Source organism: Massilia sp. Root335, assembly GCF_001425685.1.
Lineage (GTDB): Bacteria > Pseudomonadota > Gammaproteobacteria > Burkholderiales > Burkholderiaceae_D > Telluria > Telluria luteola.
In genome coordinates, this window is record NZ_LMCY01000033.1 from 167,172 (window position 1) to 184,065 (window position 16,894).

A 16,894-nucleotide genomic window follows, 5' to 3' on the forward strand; every position below is an offset into this window, starting at 1 on the left:
GCGAAGAAAAACAGCACCGGGCGGTGCTGTTTTCATGGTGCATCAACGGCGGTAGGGATTGTCCGGCCGGTGATCCCGGCGGTTCGGCACGCCGTCGCCGTCGCGGTCGCGGTCGTAGCGGTTCGGCACGCCGTCGCGGTCTTCGTCGTGGCGCCGGCCGCCGCGTTCGTAGCGGTCGGGGACGCCGTCGCGGTCGCGGTCGCGGTAGTAGGCGCGGTCGCCGTAGTAGCGGTCGCCGCGGCGCTCGAAGCGATCGGGCACGCCGTCGCGGTCGCGGTCACGGCCGTATGGCGCCCACGCGGCCGGCTGCATATACCAGCCGCCATTGCCTTGATACCAGGCGGGTGCGCGGTAGACATAGCCCGGACGCTCGACCACCCAGAACCCCGGCGCCCAGACGTGGCGGCGGCCGTTCCATTCCCAGTGGCCGGGCGCCCACACATAGCCGTGGCGCGGCGCGGGGACGCGTTCGTACAGCGGGGCCGGCGGCGCGGTGCCGATGTAGAGGCTGACGTTGCTGTAAGCCATCGAAGGGAGCGGTGCTGCGGCGGCGCCGATGGCGATCAGGGCGGCAAGAGTGAGGTGTTTCATGTTGGTCTCCAATCCGGACTGCGGATGAAACCAATATAGCGCGGGGTGCTGCTGGATTCAGCAGTTGAAGCAGATGCTTACATCTGAAACAGATTACGTCGAGGAACGTGCGGACGGCGGCGCGGGCGCGCGGCCGTCCACGGTGCACGTCATGCGCGGCTCCGCACGCGTTCCAGCGCCAGCATCTGCTGTTTTTCGACCGGCGTCAGGCGCTTGGCGGTGACGTGCACGACCGGGATGCCGGCCGTCGTCGCGTAGACCGGGGCGGTCGCTTGCGCGGGCTTGACGCTGTCGGCGGCGACGCTCGCGACGCCGGCCAGGCTCAGTGCGACCAGGAAGGCGGCTTCCATGTGCTTGATGACGTTCATGATGTTCTCCTCGGGGTGGTGGGTGGATGAAGCGTTTGTCGATGTGTGTACTGTAGCCACAAGGCTTCCCGGTCTCCAGCGGCGTGCGACGGACCGCAAGAAACGCGGGATGAAGCGCACGAAATCGCGACCGGCGTGCCGTTCCTTTCACCCGCCCCCGGCTAGGTGCGCACGGGCACAACAGAGGGGGAATACCGATGATCGGAGCGCTCGTCGAGGCCGTTGCGGCAAACCGGACGCGCTGGCGGCGCGCGCGCAACCTGCGCGCCGCCAAGCGCCCGCCGGCGCCCGCGCGCGCACGGGCGCGCGTGGCCGGCCCGGCACCGCTGCGCTGGCTCACGGCCGGCTGCGTGCTGATGGCCGCGGCGGGCGCCGTCCTCATCGTCGTGCACGCGCGCTGGCTGGCCGCGGCCGGCGCGATTGCGCCCGGTGACGGCGCCGCGCGCTTCCAGTCTGTGCTGCCGGGCCTCGCGTTCACCGTGCCGCAAGCCGAGGGCGCAACGGTGCGCACGCGCGGCGCGGCGGCGCTGCTCATCCTGTCCGGCATGCGCGCCGGCCCCGTGCACCGCGTCGACCTGTGCGGCCAGCTCGCGGACCGCACGCGCCCCGGCCGCCTGCTGCCGCTGCGTATCGGCTGGACGTTCGCCGACCTGGCCGGCCTCGAAGCGCCGCGCAACGTGCTGCTGACCGACCGGCCGATGCCGCGCGTGCGCATCGACGGCCGCGCCGCGCCGGATGCGCCCGACCTGAGCCTGCGCTGGGACGGCCAGGCGCAGTGGCTGGCCGCCGGCGCCGGGCCGGTGGGCGGGGCGACGGGCCAGGCCGCGCTGCGCGGCGACGGCTGGCTGACGTGGCAGGGCGGCGCGCTGCGCCTGCAGCGCCGGGCGAGCGGCGCGTGTCCGCTGGCCGGCGAACTGCTCGTGCAGCCCTATAGTCCGGCGCCCGCACGGCGCGCCCTCGTCGTCGCGCTGCCTGCGGACGGCCCGGCCGTCGAGGCGCTGCTGGCGCCGGGCGACTATCGCGTGCCGGCGGCGTCCGCGCCGGCGCTGGAAGACGAGCAGTTGTTCGCGCAACTGAGCGCCCGCGGCCTCGTGCGCCTCGGCGCGAACGGCCTGGCCGAGCTGGCCCCGCCCGACCTGGCCGCGTGGCGCGCGGCCGGCAAGACGCCGTGGGATGGCGTCACGCTCGACGGCGACGCGCTGCGCCTGCTGGAGCGCCTGTACCGCCGCGCCGACGGCGATTTCGTGCGCGAGCAGGTACGCATCTTCAATGCCGAACGGCGCCTGCTCGCCTGGCGCGTGCCCGGCGCGGACGCCGCGAGGATGCCCGGCACCTGGCGCGCCGACGCCGTGCTGGGCGCGGCAACGGCGGCGACGACGGCGCCGGTGCCGCTGGCGGACGACATGCCGCCCTCGATGGCGCGCCTGTTCGCGCGGCTGCCGCAGGGCTGGGCCCCGTGGCAGCGCGTGGACGCGTGGCCGGCGGGCGCCTTTGCTGCGCGCGTGCACCTGCATCTGGCGGCGCCGGCCCGTGCCGGCGACAGCATCCGGCTGATGCTCGCGGGCCGCCTGCGCCACGTGGCGGGCGCGCGGCTGCGTAGCGATCCGCAGCCCGCTTGCGACGGCCGCGCGTGCGGTGCGCCCGACGAGGTGCAGGTGCTCGACCTGCTGCCGGACGCGGGCGCCGGCGAGATCGTGCTGGACGCCGACCCGCTGCCGCCCGCGGCCCTCGCCACGCCGGGCGATGCGCGCTACCGCCACCTCGTCGTGCGCGCCGGCCGCCTCGCCTGGCAGGCGCTCGGCCCGGCCGCGGCCCGCGCGCCGGCGCCACTGGCCGACGTCGTGCTGGCCGACCGCGCCGGCGTCCCGCTGTGGCGCGCCGGCGCCCCGACCGATGCGGCGCGCGCGGCCGGCCTGGCGACCTTGCTGGGCGTGCGGGCGAACCAGCCCGGCAGCGTCGCCGCGATGCTGGGCCGGCTTCCGGGTGCCCATCACGCGGCGCGCCTCACGCTGGACGCCGGCCTGCAGGCGGCCGCGCAGGCCGCGCTGGAGTGCATCGCCATGCGCCGCGGCCGGTGGGACGGCGCGGCGTGCAGCGGCGCCGGCGCCGTGCCGGCCGGGCGGCAGGCGGGCGTCGTCCTGCTCGACACGGAGACGGGCGCCATCCTCGCGGCGGCCGGGGCGGGCATGCCGGCGGTGGATGCCGCGAACTGGCGCGAGGCGCGCGACTTCGACCGCGTCGACCCGGCCGCGAGCCCGCTGCGCCTGCCCGCGCTGCAGCACGACGGCGGCGCGGAACGGGCGCCGGGGTCGACGTTCAAGATCGTCAGCGCCCTCGGCCTGGAGCTTGCGGCGCGCTCCGACCAGCAACTGGACGCCTTGCTGGACGGCCTGCCGCTGGCCGGCATCAACGCCGTGGCGCGCGCGCGCGGCTTCGCGTTCCGCACCGACGCGCCCACCTATCCGCTGGACGGCCGCGCCCACATCACGAACTTCCGCGACCAGGGGCTGGACCGGCGCGCGCACGACGGCCGGCTCGGCGTCGCGCAGGCGCTGACGTACAGCCTGAACACGTGGTTCGCATGGATGGGCGAGTTGTCGGACCGGAGCCTGCGCGGCCGGCCCGACGGCGGCGTTCCCGACCTGCAGCCATTGGCGCCGGATGCGCTGGATGCGGTGCGGCCGATCGTCGCGATGGCGCGCCGGCTCGGCTTCGGCCAGGCGCTGCGCCTCGACGGCGGGCTGCTGCCGGCGGACTACCCGTGGTCGGCATGGGATGCGCTGCAGGCGACGCCGGCCGGCATCGACCCGATCCACACGCGCCACGAGCTGCGCCAGATGGCGATCGGGCTGCGCATGCAGGCGACGCCGCTGCAGATGGCCCTCGCGGCGGGCGCCGTCGGCCAGGGGCGGGTGATCGTGCCGCACTTGCTGGGAGAGCTCGACGGCGTCGCGGCGGCGCCCGTCGCCGGGCCGGCGCTGGGCGTGCGCCTGGACCGCATCCGCGCCGGCATGAAGGGCGTCGTCGACGTAGGCACCGCATCCGGCGCGTTCCGTGCCCCGGAACTGGCCGGCATCCGCCGTGGCCTGTCCGGCAAGACGGGGACGGCGCCGGTGGGCGACGGCACGCTCGCCACGGTCTGGTTCACGGGCTGGCTGGAGCCGCACAGCGTGCCGGGGCAGGACCACCGCCTGGCCGTCGCCGTCTTCGTCAGCCGCTCGGAAGCGACCGGCGGCGCGCACGCGGCGCCCGTCGCGGCGGCCGTGCTGGGCGCGCTGGCCCGCCGGAATCCGCCAACGCGTTGAATTAAGGGGTATTTTCCACTCAGCTGGGCGCCTCCCCGGTGTGTTTCTATGGCATCATCTATTACGGTCCTGTCATTGGGGATCGAGCCATCGAAGAGGATTTATGCGTTTGCCGGGGACCCGGTACCAGGAACCGGGGTGGGAGGAAGTGCGCAAATTGCTGGGACAGTGCTCGCTCGCCGCACTGCGCGGCGAGGGCGGCGCGCGCCCGGACCGGCTGGACGACTACGTCGAGTGCATGGCCGCGCAGCTGCTGGCCCAGCGCCACGGCGCCCGCGCCCGCGCGCCCGCCAACGGCTACGGCGACACCGTGTACGAGCTGGCCGTGGCCCTCGTCGTCGAACTGCGCGCCCGTCCGGCCGACTGGGACGCCTTGTGCGCCGCGCTGGCCGGCCAACCCGCGGGCGACGCGCTGCTGCGCAAGAAGGTGAACGATATGTTTGCCGTGCTGCGCGACCGCGTCGACGCCGACAATTACCAGGCCGCCTGCGGCCGCCCCTGCAGCCCGAACCGCATGTACGCCTACCGCATGCTGGATACCGCCTACCACGACGTCGCGCGCCTGTTCGCCGGCTGGCGCGCGCACCGGGCGCAGGTCGGCGCCATCCTCGGCCGCGCGATCGACGACGGCGCCGCGCCCATCGAAGTGCGCCAGCTGCGCACCATCGCGGACTGCCGGCCCGAGTGGGTGCTGCGCTGGAGCGCGTCGCTGGAAGCGTTCGGCGGCGGCCCCGGGCCGCTGCACACCCGCTCCAAGCGCTTCGCGAGCCTGAAGACGAGCCCCGACAAGATCGCCGCCATGCTGCGCGAGATCGGCGACTACGAACAGTTGTCCGCGAACCGCGACCAGGACTGGCTGCAGGACCTGGACGACGCCTCGGCCTGGGTCGAGGATTACTGGCGCGTGCTGCAGGAATCGGACAGCGCCGCCACGCCCGGCCCGGACCGCATCCTCGAGGCGCGCCAGGACGCGCTCGACCTGGAAGAACCGGAACCGGACCCCGTGCCCCCCGAGGCTCCGGCCGACCCGCGCCTGGAAACGCTGGCGCTGAGCGTTTCACTGCCCCCCGGCTATCTGCGGGAGGCGGCAGCGGCCGCGCCGGCGGACGGCCAGGTCGCGCGCCTGCTGGCCGCCGACGGCCTGCCCGTGCGCCTCGCCGTGTTCGCGCGGCTGCTGGGGCAGGACGACGACGTCTATCCGGACGCGTGGCGCGACCCGGCCACCGGCGCGCTGCCGACGATGCAGCAGCTGGCGGCGCTGGCCGAGGTCTCGCTGCCGACATTGCGCAAGCGGCGCGACGCGGCCATCGCCCGCCTGGGCGCGGCCATCAACGACAAGCGAGGAAGCGATGCATAGCGACGACACCACCTCCCGCCGGCTGCAGGAAGCCCTGCTGCTGGAGCGCCGCAGGGCCGGCGACCGGCTGATGCTGGACGACGCCACGCTGGCCGCCGCGCTGGACGGCAGCCGGCCGCTGACGGCGGGCGAGCGGGCCGCGCTGCAGGCGTCGCCGCTGACGGCGCGCCGGCTGCGCCATTTGGCGCTGGAACGGCGCGCGGCGGCCGTCGCATGGCGCGGCAGCCGCGGCGTGCTGCGCGCGGCCAGCAGCGGCACGCCGGCCGCCCTCGTCACCGAAGACGGCTGGTGGACGCTCCATTTCGTGGACGCCGGCGGCGCCTGGCGCGCGATCCTGCAACTGGCGCCGCAGGCCCCGTTCGCGGAAGCGCTGCTGGTGGCGCGCGCGCCGCTGCGCGTGGCGGACGGCGCCGGCGCCACGATCCTGGCCGCGCAACTCGATGCCGACGGCGAGTGCGAGGCCCCGTGGCCGTTCGCGGCCGCGCCGGGCGACCATTTGCAGGCGCACGGCGCCCGCTTCACCGTCGAACCGCTGGAGGCGGACACACCATGATCCCATTCTTCAAGCGCGCCGCACCCGCCCACGACGCGTGCAGCCTCGGACGCACGGCCGTCGCGGTGCCCCTGCAGCCCGGCTGCGGCACGCCGCCGGGCTGCCCCATCGTGATCGTCGACGCCGACGGCCGTCCGCGCCGCGCCACCACGCCGCCCGGCAAGAAGGTCGAGCTGCGGCCCGGCGAACTGGCGTGGGCGTTCCACCCGGGGCCGTACACGATCGCCATCGTCCCGTTCGCGCAGGCGCCCGAGATCGGCCTGCGCACCACGTTCGCCATCGACCCGCTCGACCCGGCGCCGGCCGGCAAGCGCTTCGACCTGTATCTCGCGGCGGAAGCGGACGGCCGCGTCGACCTGGCGGCGCTGGGCGCCGCCGTCGAGGGCGCCGTGCGCAGCGCGCTGGAGCAGGGCGCGCTGGACCTGCCGCCGTGCGCCGACATCGACGAGTGGAACGCGTTCCGCCTGGGCCTGAACCAGTTGCTGTACCTGCGTTTCGGCCTGAGCGTGGACGATTGCGTGCCCGTCGAGCTGGACGACGTCGATTACGCGGCGCAGCTGGCCGCCCGCGCCGCCGGGGGTGCCGTCGCCGTGGCCCCGGCGTCGGTCGCCGAACGCGTCGAACGCGTCGAGCCGGCGCTGGCCGATGCGAAGGCCTTGCGCCGGATGTTCCTGGAACTGCCTTGCCTGATGTGCGGCCTGCGCCTGGGCGCGCTGCCGTCCGGGCAGGACCAGTTCCGCCAGCAGCAGGCGTTGTTGCAGCGCCTGGACCGCCTGTCGGTCGAGATCACGACGATGCCGGCGCTGGTGCTGGCCGCGCCGGGCCAGCCGCTCGCCATCGACGACCAGCTGCGGCGCATGCGCCACAGCCGCCGCGCGACGGTCGCGCTGGACGAGGCGTGGGCGCTGCTGGCCCGTCTCGACGGCGCCGACAAGGACGAAGGCGATGCGCGGCTCGCGGCGCTGTACGACGAGGCCGAGCGCATCGTCGCCAACCTCGAAGCGGAATGCGCCGGCCGCCGCGCCGTGCACGCGGCGAAGGAACCGGCATGACGGCCCCGCAGCAGGCGACCTGCCGCAGCCGCCTCGCCGACGGCACGCTGCTCACGGTGACGGCCACGCGGCGCGAGCGCGCCGGCCGCGCCGACGTCAAGTGCACGGTGCCGGGCGACCCGCAGCGCGCCGAGCGCTTGCAGCAGGCCGTGCGCCTCGCGCGCCACACGGAAGCGAAGATCGACAGCCGCGACCAGGTCGTGCTCAGCGCCGACCGCGCACCGTCCGGACGCGACTGCGAACTCGCGTTCGTCCTGGCCGACCGCATGGTGCGCGGCGTGTGGCATGGACGCGGCGGCGTGGTCGCGAACGGCTGGTCCGACGCGTGGCAGCTGGGGCGTGTCGACGGCCACGACGTCGCCGACGCGTCGCCGGACGCGCTGCTGGGCGGCCCGGACGGCCTCGCGCACCTGGGCCAGCTGGACGGCCACCCCGATCCCGGCGCACGCGTGTCCAGCGCACGCGCGTGGTTCCCGCTGCACAGCGGCGGCGACGGCGACGCCCTGGCATGGGTCGAGGTGAGCGTCCAGCCGCTGGCACCGGATGCGGAGCGGGTGGACGAGGAACAGACGATCGTCGTGCCGGGTGCCGATGCGGCGCGCCAGTCGGCCGTGCGCCAGGCGCTGGCCGGCGCCCGCCATTTCGACGGCCGGGGCCTGCACCGCTGGCGCACGACGGTGCGATTCGGCGCCGCCGGTTTCGCGGGCCGGTCGTACGAACTGGCGCTGGTGCTGGCCGACCGCATGGCGCGCGGCCGCGAATTCCTGCCGCGCGCGCGGCTGCTGGCGACCGGCTGCTCGGATGCCTGGCACGTTGGCCGCGTGGACACGGTCGACGGCCTCGCGCCGAAATGCGCGCTGCTGCTGCGCGAGGCCGGGCCGGGCGACCGGATCGTGCTGCCGCATGCGTGGCGCGACGGCTTGCCGCTGGGGTTCGTGGACGACGTCCGCGCGCGCGGCGCGAGCGTCGCCTGCGTCGAGCGGATCGGGATCATTTGAGGTAGGCTTTGCGCGTGGGCGGAAACGGGAAGGAGTCGATGATGTTGCGGATGTTCGGATTAGGCGGTGCCAGGTGCCCGCGCTGCGCGCAGGCCCACGAGGCGGCCGACGGCTATTGCGCCGGCTGCGGCCTGATGCTGGGGACGCCGCGCCATGCGCCCATGCTGGTCGAGAACCGCTGGGTGCCCGGCCCGGACGAACTGGCCGTGTTCTTCGGCGTGCGCGCGCTGTCCGGCGTGTTCGTCAAGACCTTGCGCGTGCCCGCCACGGCGCGCGCCTATATCCTGCAGGGCGAGGACGCGACGGAAGTGCCGCAGGGCGAGTACGAGATCGAAGGCTTCTTCACGCGCCTGAACCACCTGCTGCGCGACCAGCATGCCGAGATCCTCGTCACGCGCAGCAGCGCGCTTCCCGTCGAATTCGAGCTTGCCGGCCTGCGCAGCGCGGAACACCTGGAGGTGTCGGCGCGTCTCGCGCTGTCGGTGCGCATCGAGAGCGTGCCCGCGTTCGCGCGCTACTTCATGACGATGCCGGGCACGGTCAAGGCGGACCAGCTGCGCGAACTGCTGGCGCAGCCGGTGCGCCAGCTCGCCGCCGAATTCGTCGCCGCGCGCTCGCTGCGCGAGATGGCGGGGCAGCGCGAATTGCGGCCGGAACTCGACCAGCACCTGCAGGGCGGCCTCGCGACGCTGCTGGCCGATTACGGCCTGGGGCTGGTGCGCGTGGAGACGCTGGCGCTGCGCCACGACCGCTTCGACGCCAACCGCGCGCGCATCGGCAGCCTGTGGCTCGCCGCCGACGAGCAGCGGGTGAAGGTCGAGCATGCGCGCCAGCTGGACGAGTTGTACACGGAAGACGAGTGGCGCCGCATCGCGCGTGAGGAAAGCGAGGCGCGCCTCGCGCACCGCCGCGCCGAACTGCGCCAGGGTGCGAGCCTCGAGCGCGCCGACATGACCCTGCAGAACGCCGAGCGCGCGCAGGCGATCCGCGCCCGCGAGATCGAGCTGTATGGCCGCATCGTCGCGGCCCGGTCGCGCAAGCAGGCCATCGAGCGCGGCGCGCAGGATCTCGTCGCGGAACTCGAACACGAACTGGCGCAGAAGCGCGGCGCGCGCGCGGACCAGGAAACGGAATGGGCGCACCTGCGCGAACTGGCGGCCGTGCGCATGCGCGAGGAAGTGGCGCTGGCGCGCGAGGACGCCGCGCAGGCGCGCACCGTCGCGGCGCAGCGCTTCACGCACCAGTTGCTGCAGCAGCAGATCCGCAACAAGATCGAGCAGGCGCGCGGCATCGAGGACGCGGTCCGCCAGCGCGCGGAACTGGCGCGCCTTGCCGCGGCCGAGGAAGACGCGGCGCGCCGCATGCGCGCGATCGACGCGGAAGAACACGCGGGCCGCCTGAAACTGCTGGAGCTGGCGAATGCCGCGCGCCGCCGCGGCGCCGAGCGCGCGCTGGAATGGGACGACGCGCAGGCGGCGGCGCGGCTGCGTGCGGCCGAGCGGGGCGAATCCGTCGATGCCGAGACCGTGCGCCAGCGCGTGGAAGCGCTGCGCCGCGACGGCACCCAGGCCGATGCGCTGGCCCAGCACGAAAAGCTGCTGCGCACGATCGCCGCCGACGCGTCGCTGCAGCGGGCGGCGCTGGACGGCGAGCAGGCGCGCGCCGCGCTGCAGGCCGACGCCGTGGCCGCCGAGCGGGACCACGAGCTGCGCCGCATGGAGGCGCTGGGCGCCGTCGACGACGCGACCAAGCTGGTGCTGGCGGCCAGCCCGAACGCGGCGCTGCTGGCGGACGTGCTCAAGGCGCGCACGCAGGCCGGCATGAGCGCGGAGCAGCTGGCGGCGCTCGCGTCGGTGCCGCCGCAGGAGGCGCTGCGGCTGGCCGAGGAACACGTGGCGCGCGAACGCGAACGGCGCGACGCGGAGCTGGAGCGCGAACGGCGCCACCAGCTCGACCTGCTCGCGTTGCAGAACGACGTGAACAAGGGCGCGCTGGCCACGCAGGCGCAGTTGGGTTCAGGCCTGATCGCGGGCGCCGCGGCGCTGGCGCACGGCCAGGCGTGCCGCCACGCGGACGCGCAGGCCGGCGACCGTTTCTGCGGCAGTTGCGGCGCGCCGCTGCCGGCGCGGGGATGATGCAGACGGCCATCGACAAGCTGCGCGAACTGCGCGCGCTGCACGAGGACGGCCTGTTGAGCCGCCAGGAGTTCGACAGCCGCAAGAATGCGATCCTGGACGCGGCGTATGCCGTCAACCCTTCCGTCAACCCTGCCGCCGACTCGTCCGCGCACGCCGAGGCGCCCGCGCGCGCCGGCACCGAGATCGGCCTGATGGCCACGCAGGAAGTGGGGCCCGCGCACCGCCGCTATCGCCTCGAACGGCTGATCGCGCAAGGCGGCATGGGCGAGGTGTGGCAGGCGACCGACCTCGCCACGCACGCGGAACTGGGCCACAGCGCCCAGGTGGCATTGAAAATCCTGCCGCCGCGGCTCACGGAAAATTCGCTGCACGCGAAGCTGCTGATCGAGGAAGCGGCCCGCGCGCGCCAGCTGGCGCACGAGCACATCGTGCGCGTCTACGACTGGGCGCAGGACCCGGCCACGGGCAGCTATTTCATCATCATGGAATGCCTCGAAGGCGAAGACCTCGACACGCTGCTCGCGCGCGAAGGCCGGCTTGCCCTCGACCGCGCGCTCGACATCCTGGCGCCGCTGGCCGATGCGCTCGACTACGCGTGGGAGCGGCACCACCTCGTCCACCGCGACATCAAGCCCGCCAACGTGTTCCTCGCGCGCGGCGGCGACGTCAAGCTGCTCGACTTCGGCATCGCGGCGCGGGCACGCGCCGGCGGCCTCGCGCTGGAGGCGCCGGCCAGCTCGGGCACGGCCGGCTATCGCGCGCCCGAGGCCGGCGGCGGCGGCGTGGCGGGCGTGCCGGAGCGCGGGCTCGACGTGTATGCCGTCGCCGTCATGTTGTACCGGATGCTGGCGGGCGCGTTGCCGGCGCATGCCGGTCCGGCGCGGCCGGACGGCGTGAACGACGCCCAGTGGGACGTGCTGCGCGCGGGATTTGCCCCCGAACCGACGCGGCGTCCGGCCAGCGTGGCGGAGCTGCTCGCGCGCCTGCGCGCCGCGCAGGGACCCAGCGCGGACGAGCTGCGTGCCCGCGCGGAAGCGGAACAGCGTGCGCAGGCCGACGCCACCCGCGAACGCGCCGCGCAGGCCGCGCGCGACGTCGCGGCGCGCAAGCTGGCGGAGGCGCGCGCCCAGGCCGAGGCGGCCGCGAAAGCCCAGCTGGACCGCCAGCGCCGCGAACACGAACGGGCGGCGAAGGCGGCCGCCGAAGAGGCGCGGGCGGCGCGCAAGGAAGCGCTGCGCCAGCAGCTCCTCGAGCGGCGCGCGGCGGAAGCGGAAAAGGCGCGGCTGGAGCGCGAGGAGACGCAGCGCAAACTGGCCCAGGCCAAGGCGGCGGCCGTGTATCTCGCCGAGCAGAAGCGCGCCCGTCTGGAGGAAGCGGCGCGTGCCCAGGCCGTCCTCGAGCAGCTGCTGCCGACGCCGGCCAGTCCCGTCGCCGATACCGAGGGCGTGCTGCGCGACCGTTTCGAAGGCGGCGAGAGCCGCGGTCCTGAACTCGTGCTGGTGCCGACGGGCCGCTTCCAGATGGGCTCCCCCGAACACGAGCGCAGGATCGCGATGGAGGCGGGCTCGCAACCGGGCTGGCTGGCGCGCGAATTGCCGCAGCACTGGGTCGGCATCGAGAAGCCGATCGCGATGGGCCGCTATCCCGTGACGGTCGGCGAATGGCGCCTGTTCGTGCTGGCGACCGGCTGGCGCACGAGCGGTGAAGTCGACTGGGACGCGCCCGGCTTCGCGCAGACCGACCGCCATCCCGTCGTCGGCGTGAACTGGTTCGACGCGATCCGCTACGTGCGGTGGCTGTCGGAGGCGACCGGAAAATCGTACCGCCTGCCCAGCGAGGCCGAATGGGAGTACGCCTGCCGCGCCGGGACGAAGACGGCGTTTTCGTTCGGCGACACGATCACGACGGAGCAGGCCAACTACGACGGCAACTTCACGTACAACGGCAGCCCGCGCGGCGCGTACCGCCGCGGCACGACGCCGGTCGGCATGTTCGCGGCGAACCCGTGGGGCCTGTTCGACATGCACGGCAACGTATGGGAATGGGTGCAGGACGTGGTGCACGACAATTACGACGGCGCGCCGCTGGACGGCAGCGCGTGGGACGAGGGCGGCGACCAGGCCCGCCGCATCCTGCGCGGCGGCTCGTGGCTGTACAACCCGCGCTATCTGCGCTCAGCCTTGCGCAACGGCTTTTCGGCCGCGCTGTCGAACGACATCGTCGGCTTTCGTGTCGTGCGCGACCTGATGTAAGCGGCCCGGCACGATACGAAGCAGCAACTCCACGGCAGTGACATAATGAAATGGCACGCGGGCGAGGCCGGCCGTGCCGTCCGCGTCCTGCGCGTCTTGCGCGCATTTCGGATACGAGGAGGTTGCCATGCGCATTCCCAAGGACATCCAGATCCCGTTCATCGTGCTGTCGCTGGAGGCGGTCCTGCTGACCGGCGCGGCGCTGATCTTCCTGATACTGCGCCCCGGTTGAGCGGGACACTCAGGCGTCGAGCAGGCGGGCGGCCGCGCGTCTAAGGTCGCCGGCCTGTCTTGGCTCGTCCTCGCGCCCGGCCTGGTCTTCCGGTCGCGCCCTGCAGGCGAAGCGCACCCGGCCCGTGAAGCGGGCGAGGCGTTCCAGCACGGTGGCGGGACCCAGCACCGTTTCCTGGCCGGTTCCCGGGTCGAGGTGCCAGAAGCCGCCGTCGCGGTGGAACAGGATCGGCATGCCGGCCGCGCGGGGCAGCGCGGCGCCGCTGTTCGGTTGCGGCTCGACGCCCGGCGCGAACAGCATGAAGCACTCGGCGGCGCCGCCGGCGTCCACGCGGTGCAGGGTCAGCGCGTGCGCGTGCAGCGCGGTGACGACGAACGTCACCACGCCGCGGATGCTGGCCGTCAGTTCGATGCGCATGCCGAGCCGCAGCGGCACCGGCGCGTGCTTGCCCGGCCAGGCGCCGTCCAGCAGCAGGCCGTAGCGCGACACGTCCTCGATCTCGAAGCCGCCGCGCGCCGGCCGGATGACGGCGTGGCGCGCGGACAGGCGGCGCGTGAGGCCTTGCCGCTCCGGGCCGTGCTCGCCGTAGTGTTCGAGCAGCAGGTCGCAATCGGCGTCGCCGGGTTCGTGGCGGCCCAGCACGCATTCTTCCAGCGCGAACAGGCGCACGTGGCGATGAAAGCCGGCGTCCGGTTCCGCGTACACGAGGCAGGCGGTGCTCGCCGGGCAGGGATGCGCCGCCCGTTCGGCCGGGAGGTCGATTTCGATCAGGTCCTCGTCCCATGCGATGGTCGGCAGGGCGACGGCCACCTTGCCGCCGGCGTTCGCATCGAGGGTCAGCTGGGCGATGGAGGCATTGCGGGCCTGGATGTCGATGTCCATCGCGCCGCCGCCGGCCAGGCCGTGCACGCGGGCGATGCCGGCGTCGTCGGCGCTGATGCGCACGTTCTTGTGCGTCGCGAGGAAGGTCTGGTGGATCTCGCCCAGCGAGGCGTCCGGGCGCGGCACGAGCAGCACGAGCGTCGCCACCCAGGTGCGCGCCGCGGCCGGGTGGGCGGGGTCGCGGGCATGCAGTTCGAGGTCGATGCGGTACTGGCCGTGCTCGCGGCCGCGCGACGAGAATTCCACGAACACGGGGCGCCAGTCGCCGCGCAGGGTGCGGCTGAATTGCTGGCGGCCGCCGTCGTCCGGCAACAGTTGCGATTCCAGTAACAGGGTCAGTTGCGGCGGCACGTCGTCCGGCATGCCGCGCAGTTCCAGCTTGATGGCCTGGCGGCCGCCCGCCGCGCGCGGATCGAAGCCGCTCACGTGCAGGTGCGGACGGGGCGCCGGCCGGATGGCCTCCGGCATGCGCGCCGGCGCGCCGCCGGTCCGCACGCGTTGCAACAGGTCGAAGCTGGCGCCGAGCAGGTCCGCGGACCCCGGCGCCTGCCGGTGCCCGTGCGCGCACACCGGCTCGCCGGGGGCGACCCAGACCGTGCAATGCGGGTGATCGGGACTGCTGCAACGCTTCATGGGCGGTTATCGGCTCGGCAGGGTGATGCTGCGGACGGGGTGTTCGGGCCTCAGCTTACGCGATTGTAGCCGAGCGCGGCGCGCGGAATTCATTGTTGAGCAAGACTTTTTTCCAAAATGCATCATTTACAACATCATGCGCCGGGCAGCGCCGTCTCGTCGCGCGGGCTGTCGCCGGGAACGCGCAGCAGGATCGCGCTGACGTTGTCGGGATAGAAAAACGCAGCCGGATGGGCATCGTAGGCGGCCAGCAGGGTGCGCAGCATCGTGGCGGCGTCCGCGCGGTTCCCCAGCAACTGCGGCCACTGGCGCACCCAGCCCTGCGGGTCGGAGCACGACCACAGGCCGTCCGTCGCCAGCAGGTACGACGCGCCGGGGCGCAGTTCGACGGGACGGCGGTCGGCCAGGCGCCACAGCCAGGCCGGCAGGTTCAGCGGCGACAGTTCGAACAGCGGATCGTTCAGCCGCGCCGGATCGGCGAACGCGTTCCCGAGCAGGAAGGCCTGCGCGACCTGGGGCCGGTGCTCGCCGTGGACCTGCTGCCACCAGTCGGCTTCGCCCAGCAGGCCGGCCATCGCATAGGCGGTGGCGGGCACGTGGTCGACCGTCAGCGGCGTCGCCCGCTCTGGCAGGATTTCGTACAGGCGCGAATCGCCCACGTGGTACAGCAGCGGCGTGTCGCCGGCGCGCAGTTCCAGCATGGTCAACGTCGTGCCGGGGCGCGCGCCCGGCGCATCGGCGAAATGGCGCTGCAGGTCGGCGTGCAGCGTGTCCAGGCGGCGCGCCAGTTCGGCGGCGCCGGCGCACGGCGGCATGGCGAGCAGGCCCGCGACGACGGCCTCCGCCGCTTCGCGCCCGTGGCCATGGCCGCCCATCCCGTCCAGCACCGCGAGCCGGGCGTGGCCCGCGCGCCAGCCGGGCAGGCGGCGGCGCTGCACGGTCTGGTCCTGCAGCCAGGCCGCGTTGCCGTCTTCGTCGATCAGCAGCAGGTTGTCCTGGTTTTCCGCGCGCAGGCGCGGTCCGGCGCCCAGGCGCGAGCAGGCGGCGACGTCGAACGCGGCGAAGCGCAGCCCGGCAATCCAGGCGTCGGCGGGAGAAACGGCGGGGGACGATGTCGGCATCTCCATACTGTAACCGGAAATGCCGTTTCGCCAAGCGTCGATCAGATGGGGTTTTTCCGCTTACCTGTTACTAACACGGCCGCGTTCACGAGCACGCAGGCGCCGGCCGCCGCCATCGCGCAGCGCACGCCCCAGGCATCCGCGACGCGGCCCCAGAACAGGCTCCCGGCCGTGTAGCCGCCCGCCATCACGACGAGGTAGATCGCCAGCGTGCGGGCCCGCACGTCGGCCGGGAACGACAGCTGGGCGGCCGCGTTCAGGGTCGACACCACGGCCGACCAGGCCATGCCGCCGCACACGATCAGCGGGATCAGGAGCGTGAGCGTGTGCAGGAAGGGCATCGTGGCCAGCATCGCGCCGTACACGGCGAGCGCGCCGGCCAGGATGTTCGTCTTGTCGACGCGGGCGCGGATCGCGGGCAGGCAGAACGCGGCGACGACGGCGCCGCCGCCCAGGCTGCCCATCAACGTGCCGAACACGCTGGCGTCCATGCGCAGCACGTCGCGCACGAACACGGGCAGCAGGCCGGCGAACGCGATGGTGGCGAAGAACACGGTCGCCACGTTGCGCAGGATGCGCCGGTAGCGCGGGCAGCCGAACGCCGTCGCCAGGCCTTCGCGCAGGCGCGCGCCGTAGCCCGCGCAAGGCCTGGGCCGGCCGCCGTCCTCGCGCCACCAGGTGCGGTACACGGCCAGCAGGCCGACGAACGAGACGGCGTTGACGAGGAACAGCGGGCCGGGGCCGATCCACTTGAACAGCACCCCGCCCAGCGCCGGACCGAGGATCGCGGCCGTGTTGTACGACAGGTTGTTGAGGGTCGCCGCCGCTTCCACTTCGTCCGGCTCGACGAGACCGGACATCGCTGCCTGCCACGCGGGCCACATGAATGCCGAGCCGCAGCCGAGGCAGAAGAGCACCGCCAGCACGGCGGCATGGGGCGCATGCCCGGTCGTCACGAGGGCCGCCAGCGTGCACGCGCAGCCGGCCATGAACAGATTGCAGAAGAACAGGAACTGCGGCCGGTGCACGGCATCCGCGACGACGCCGGCGAACAGCGCGAACAGGAACACAGGAATGTAGGTCGAGGTCTGCACGAGCGTCGTCGTCGACGCCGAGTGCGAGCTGGACGCGATCAGCCAGGCCGACGCGAACGTCTGTATCCACGTGCCGAGGTTCGAGACCAGGTTGGCGCACCACAGGCGCCGGTAGCGCGCATGGCGCAGGGGCTGCGTCAGCGGGACCCTTTGCCGGGCCGGGGCCGGCGTCTGGGCATGGGGCGGCGCGGCGGGGGCGAGGCGGAATTTCGTCATGAACCCAGTCTACGGGCGCGCCACGGCCGGGTCAACGCGGCGGCGGGACTTGCCTGCGTTTGCCCCGCCGGTGCGGGGTTTTCCCAACGTGACGTTTCGACA

At 73.7% G+C, this 16,894-nt stretch carries 12 protein-coding genes; 7 read left to right on the top strand and 5 right to left on the bottom strand.

Annotation, left to right across the window (positions count from 1 at the left end; translation table 11 throughout):
* Positions 1 to 42: 42 nt before the first annotated feature.
* Both ASC93_RS18710 and ASC93_RS18715 read right to left on the bottom strand, forming a co-directional pair.
* Positions 43 to 591, bottom strand: coding sequence for a YXWGXW repeat-containing protein (locus ASC93_RS18710; protein ID WP_056445646.1), 549 nt, complete (start codon positions 589 to 591; stop codon positions 43 to 45).
* 149 nt (positions 592 to 740) lie between these two features.
* Complete coding sequence (locus ASC93_RS18715; protein WP_056445649.1) at positions 741 to 959, bottom strand: hypothetical protein; 219 nt, start codon at positions 957 to 959, stop codon at positions 741 to 743.
* Positions 960 to 1,156: 197 nt separating this feature from the next.
* On the opposite strand from ASC93_RS18715, the gene ASC93_RS18720 reads away from it, so the two are divergent.
* The 7 genes from ASC93_RS18720 (at position 1,157) to ASC93_RS18750 (ending at position 12,614) form a co-directional block, all read left to right on the top strand.
* Positions 1,157 to 4,264, top strand: coding sequence for a penicillin-binding transpeptidase domain-containing protein (locus tag ASC93_RS18720; protein ID WP_056445652.1), 3,108 nt, complete (start codon positions 1,157 to 1,159; stop codon positions 4,262 to 4,264).
* Positions 4,265 to 4,367: 103 nt separating this feature from the next.
* A complete protein-coding gene (locus tag ASC93_RS18725; protein WP_056445655.1) occupies positions 4,368 to 5,621 on the top strand; it encodes a hypothetical protein in 1,254 nt (417 codons plus the stop codon).
* Positions 5,614 to 6,174 (top strand): hypothetical protein, encoded by a 561-nt coding sequence (locus tag ASC93_RS18730; RefSeq protein WP_056445659.1) that lies wholly within the window; start codon positions 5,614 to 5,616, stop codon positions 6,172 to 6,174. Before ASC93_RS18725 ends, ASC93_RS18730 begins: the two co-directional genes overlap by 8 nt.
* Positions 6,171 to 7,226, top strand: coding sequence for a hypothetical protein (locus ASC93_RS18735; protein WP_056445663.1), 1,056 nt, complete (start codon positions 6,171 to 6,173; stop codon positions 7,224 to 7,226). The genes ASC93_RS18730 and ASC93_RS18735 overlap by 4 nt, the downstream gene beginning before the upstream one ends.
* Positions 7,223 to 8,224 carry a hypothetical protein gene (locus tag ASC93_RS18740; protein WP_056446032.1) on the top strand — a complete coding sequence of 334 codons (1,002 nt, stop codon included), beginning with the start codon at positions 7,223 to 7,225 and terminating at the stop codon, positions 8,222 to 8,224. Before ASC93_RS18735 ends, ASC93_RS18740 begins: the two co-directional genes overlap by 4 nt.
* Positions 8,225 to 8,274: 50 nt before the next feature.
* Positions 8,275 to 10,359: a hypothetical protein gene (locus ASC93_RS18745; RefSeq protein ID WP_229412785.1), complete on the top strand. Its 2,085-nt coding sequence runs from the start codon at positions 8,275 to 8,277 to the stop codon at positions 10,357 to 10,359.
* Positions 10,356 to 12,614, top strand: coding sequence for a bifunctional serine/threonine-protein kinase/formylglycine-generating enzyme family protein (locus ASC93_RS18750; RefSeq protein ID WP_056446038.1), 2,259 nt, complete (start codon positions 10,356 to 10,358; stop codon positions 12,612 to 12,614). The genes ASC93_RS18745 and ASC93_RS18750 overlap by 4 nt, the downstream gene beginning before the upstream one ends.
* A gap of 241 nt (positions 12,615 to 12,855) precedes the next feature.
* Here ASC93_RS18750 and ASC93_RS18755 read toward each other — a convergent pair whose 3' ends face one another.
* The 3 genes from ASC93_RS18755 to ASC93_RS18765 all read right to left on the bottom strand — a co-directional run bounded on the left by ASC93_RS18755 (position 12,856) and on the right by ASC93_RS18765 (position 16,792).
* Positions 12,856 to 14,361 (bottom strand): FHA domain-containing protein, encoded by a 1,506-nt coding sequence (locus ASC93_RS18755; protein WP_082548157.1) that lies wholly within the window; start codon positions 14,359 to 14,361, stop codon positions 12,856 to 12,858.
* A 134-nt stretch (positions 14,362 to 14,495) separates the two neighbouring features.
* Positions 14,496 to 15,482 (bottom strand): PP2C family serine/threonine-protein phosphatase, encoded by a 987-nt coding sequence (locus ASC93_RS18760; RefSeq protein WP_229412786.1) that lies wholly within the window; start codon positions 15,480 to 15,482, stop codon positions 14,496 to 14,498.
* 41 nt (positions 15,483 to 15,523) lie between these two features.
* Positions 15,524 to 16,792 (bottom strand): MFS transporter, encoded by a 1,269-nt coding sequence (locus tag ASC93_RS18765; RefSeq protein ID WP_056445670.1) that lies wholly within the window; start codon positions 16,790 to 16,792, stop codon positions 15,524 to 15,526.
* Positions 16,793 to 16,894: the final 102 nt, after the last annotated feature.

What these genes read in the sequence shown, in the direction of transcription:
- ASC93_RS18710 (WP_056445646.1), bottom strand. Translation starts at nt 591, where the DNA reads ATGAAACACCTCACTCTTGCCGCCCTGATCGCCATCGGCGCCGCCGCA.
- ASC93_RS18745 (WP_229412785.1), top strand. Translation starts at nt 8,275, where the DNA reads ATGTTCGGATTAGGCGGTGCCAGGTGCCCGCGCTGCGCGCAGGCCCAC.
- ASC93_RS18760 (WP_229412786.1), bottom strand. Translation starts at nt 15,482, where the DNA reads ATGCCGACATCGTCCCCCGCCGTTTCTCCCGCCGACGCCTGGATTGCC.
- ASC93_RS18725 (WP_056445655.1), top strand. Translation starts at nt 4,368, where the DNA reads ATGCGTTTGCCGGGGACCCGGTACCAGGAACCGGGGTGGGAGGAAGTG.
- ASC93_RS18730 (WP_056445659.1), top strand. Translation starts at nt 5,614, where the DNA reads ATGCATAGCGACGACACCACCTCCCGCCGGCTGCAGGAAGCCCTGCTG.
- ASC93_RS18715 (WP_056445649.1), bottom strand. Translation starts at nt 959, where the DNA reads ATGAACGTCATCAAGCACATGGAAGCCGCCTTCCTGGTCGCACTGAGC.
- ASC93_RS18750 (WP_056446038.1), top strand. Translation starts at nt 10,356, where the DNA reads ATGATGCAGACGGCCATCGACAAGCTGCGCGAACTGCGCGCGCTGCAC.
- ASC93_RS18765 (WP_056445670.1), bottom strand. Translation starts at nt 16,792, where the DNA reads ATGACGAAATTCCGCCTCGCCCCCGCCGCGCCGCCCCATGCCCAGACG.
- ASC93_RS18740 (WP_056446032.1), top strand. Translation starts at nt 7,223, where the DNA reads ATGACGGCCCCGCAGCAGGCGACCTGCCGCAGCCGCCTCGCCGACGGC.
- ASC93_RS18755 (WP_082548157.1), bottom strand. Translation starts at nt 14,361, where the DNA reads ATGAAGCGTTGCAGCAGTCCCGATCACCCGCATTGCACGGTCTGGGTC.
- ASC93_RS18720 (WP_056445652.1), top strand. Translation starts at nt 1,157, where the DNA reads ATGATCGGAGCGCTCGTCGAGGCCGTTGCGGCAAACCGGACGCGCTGG.
- ASC93_RS18735 (WP_056445663.1), top strand. Translation starts at nt 6,171, where the DNA reads ATGATCCCATTCTTCAAGCGCGCCGCACCCGCCCACGACGCGTGCAGC.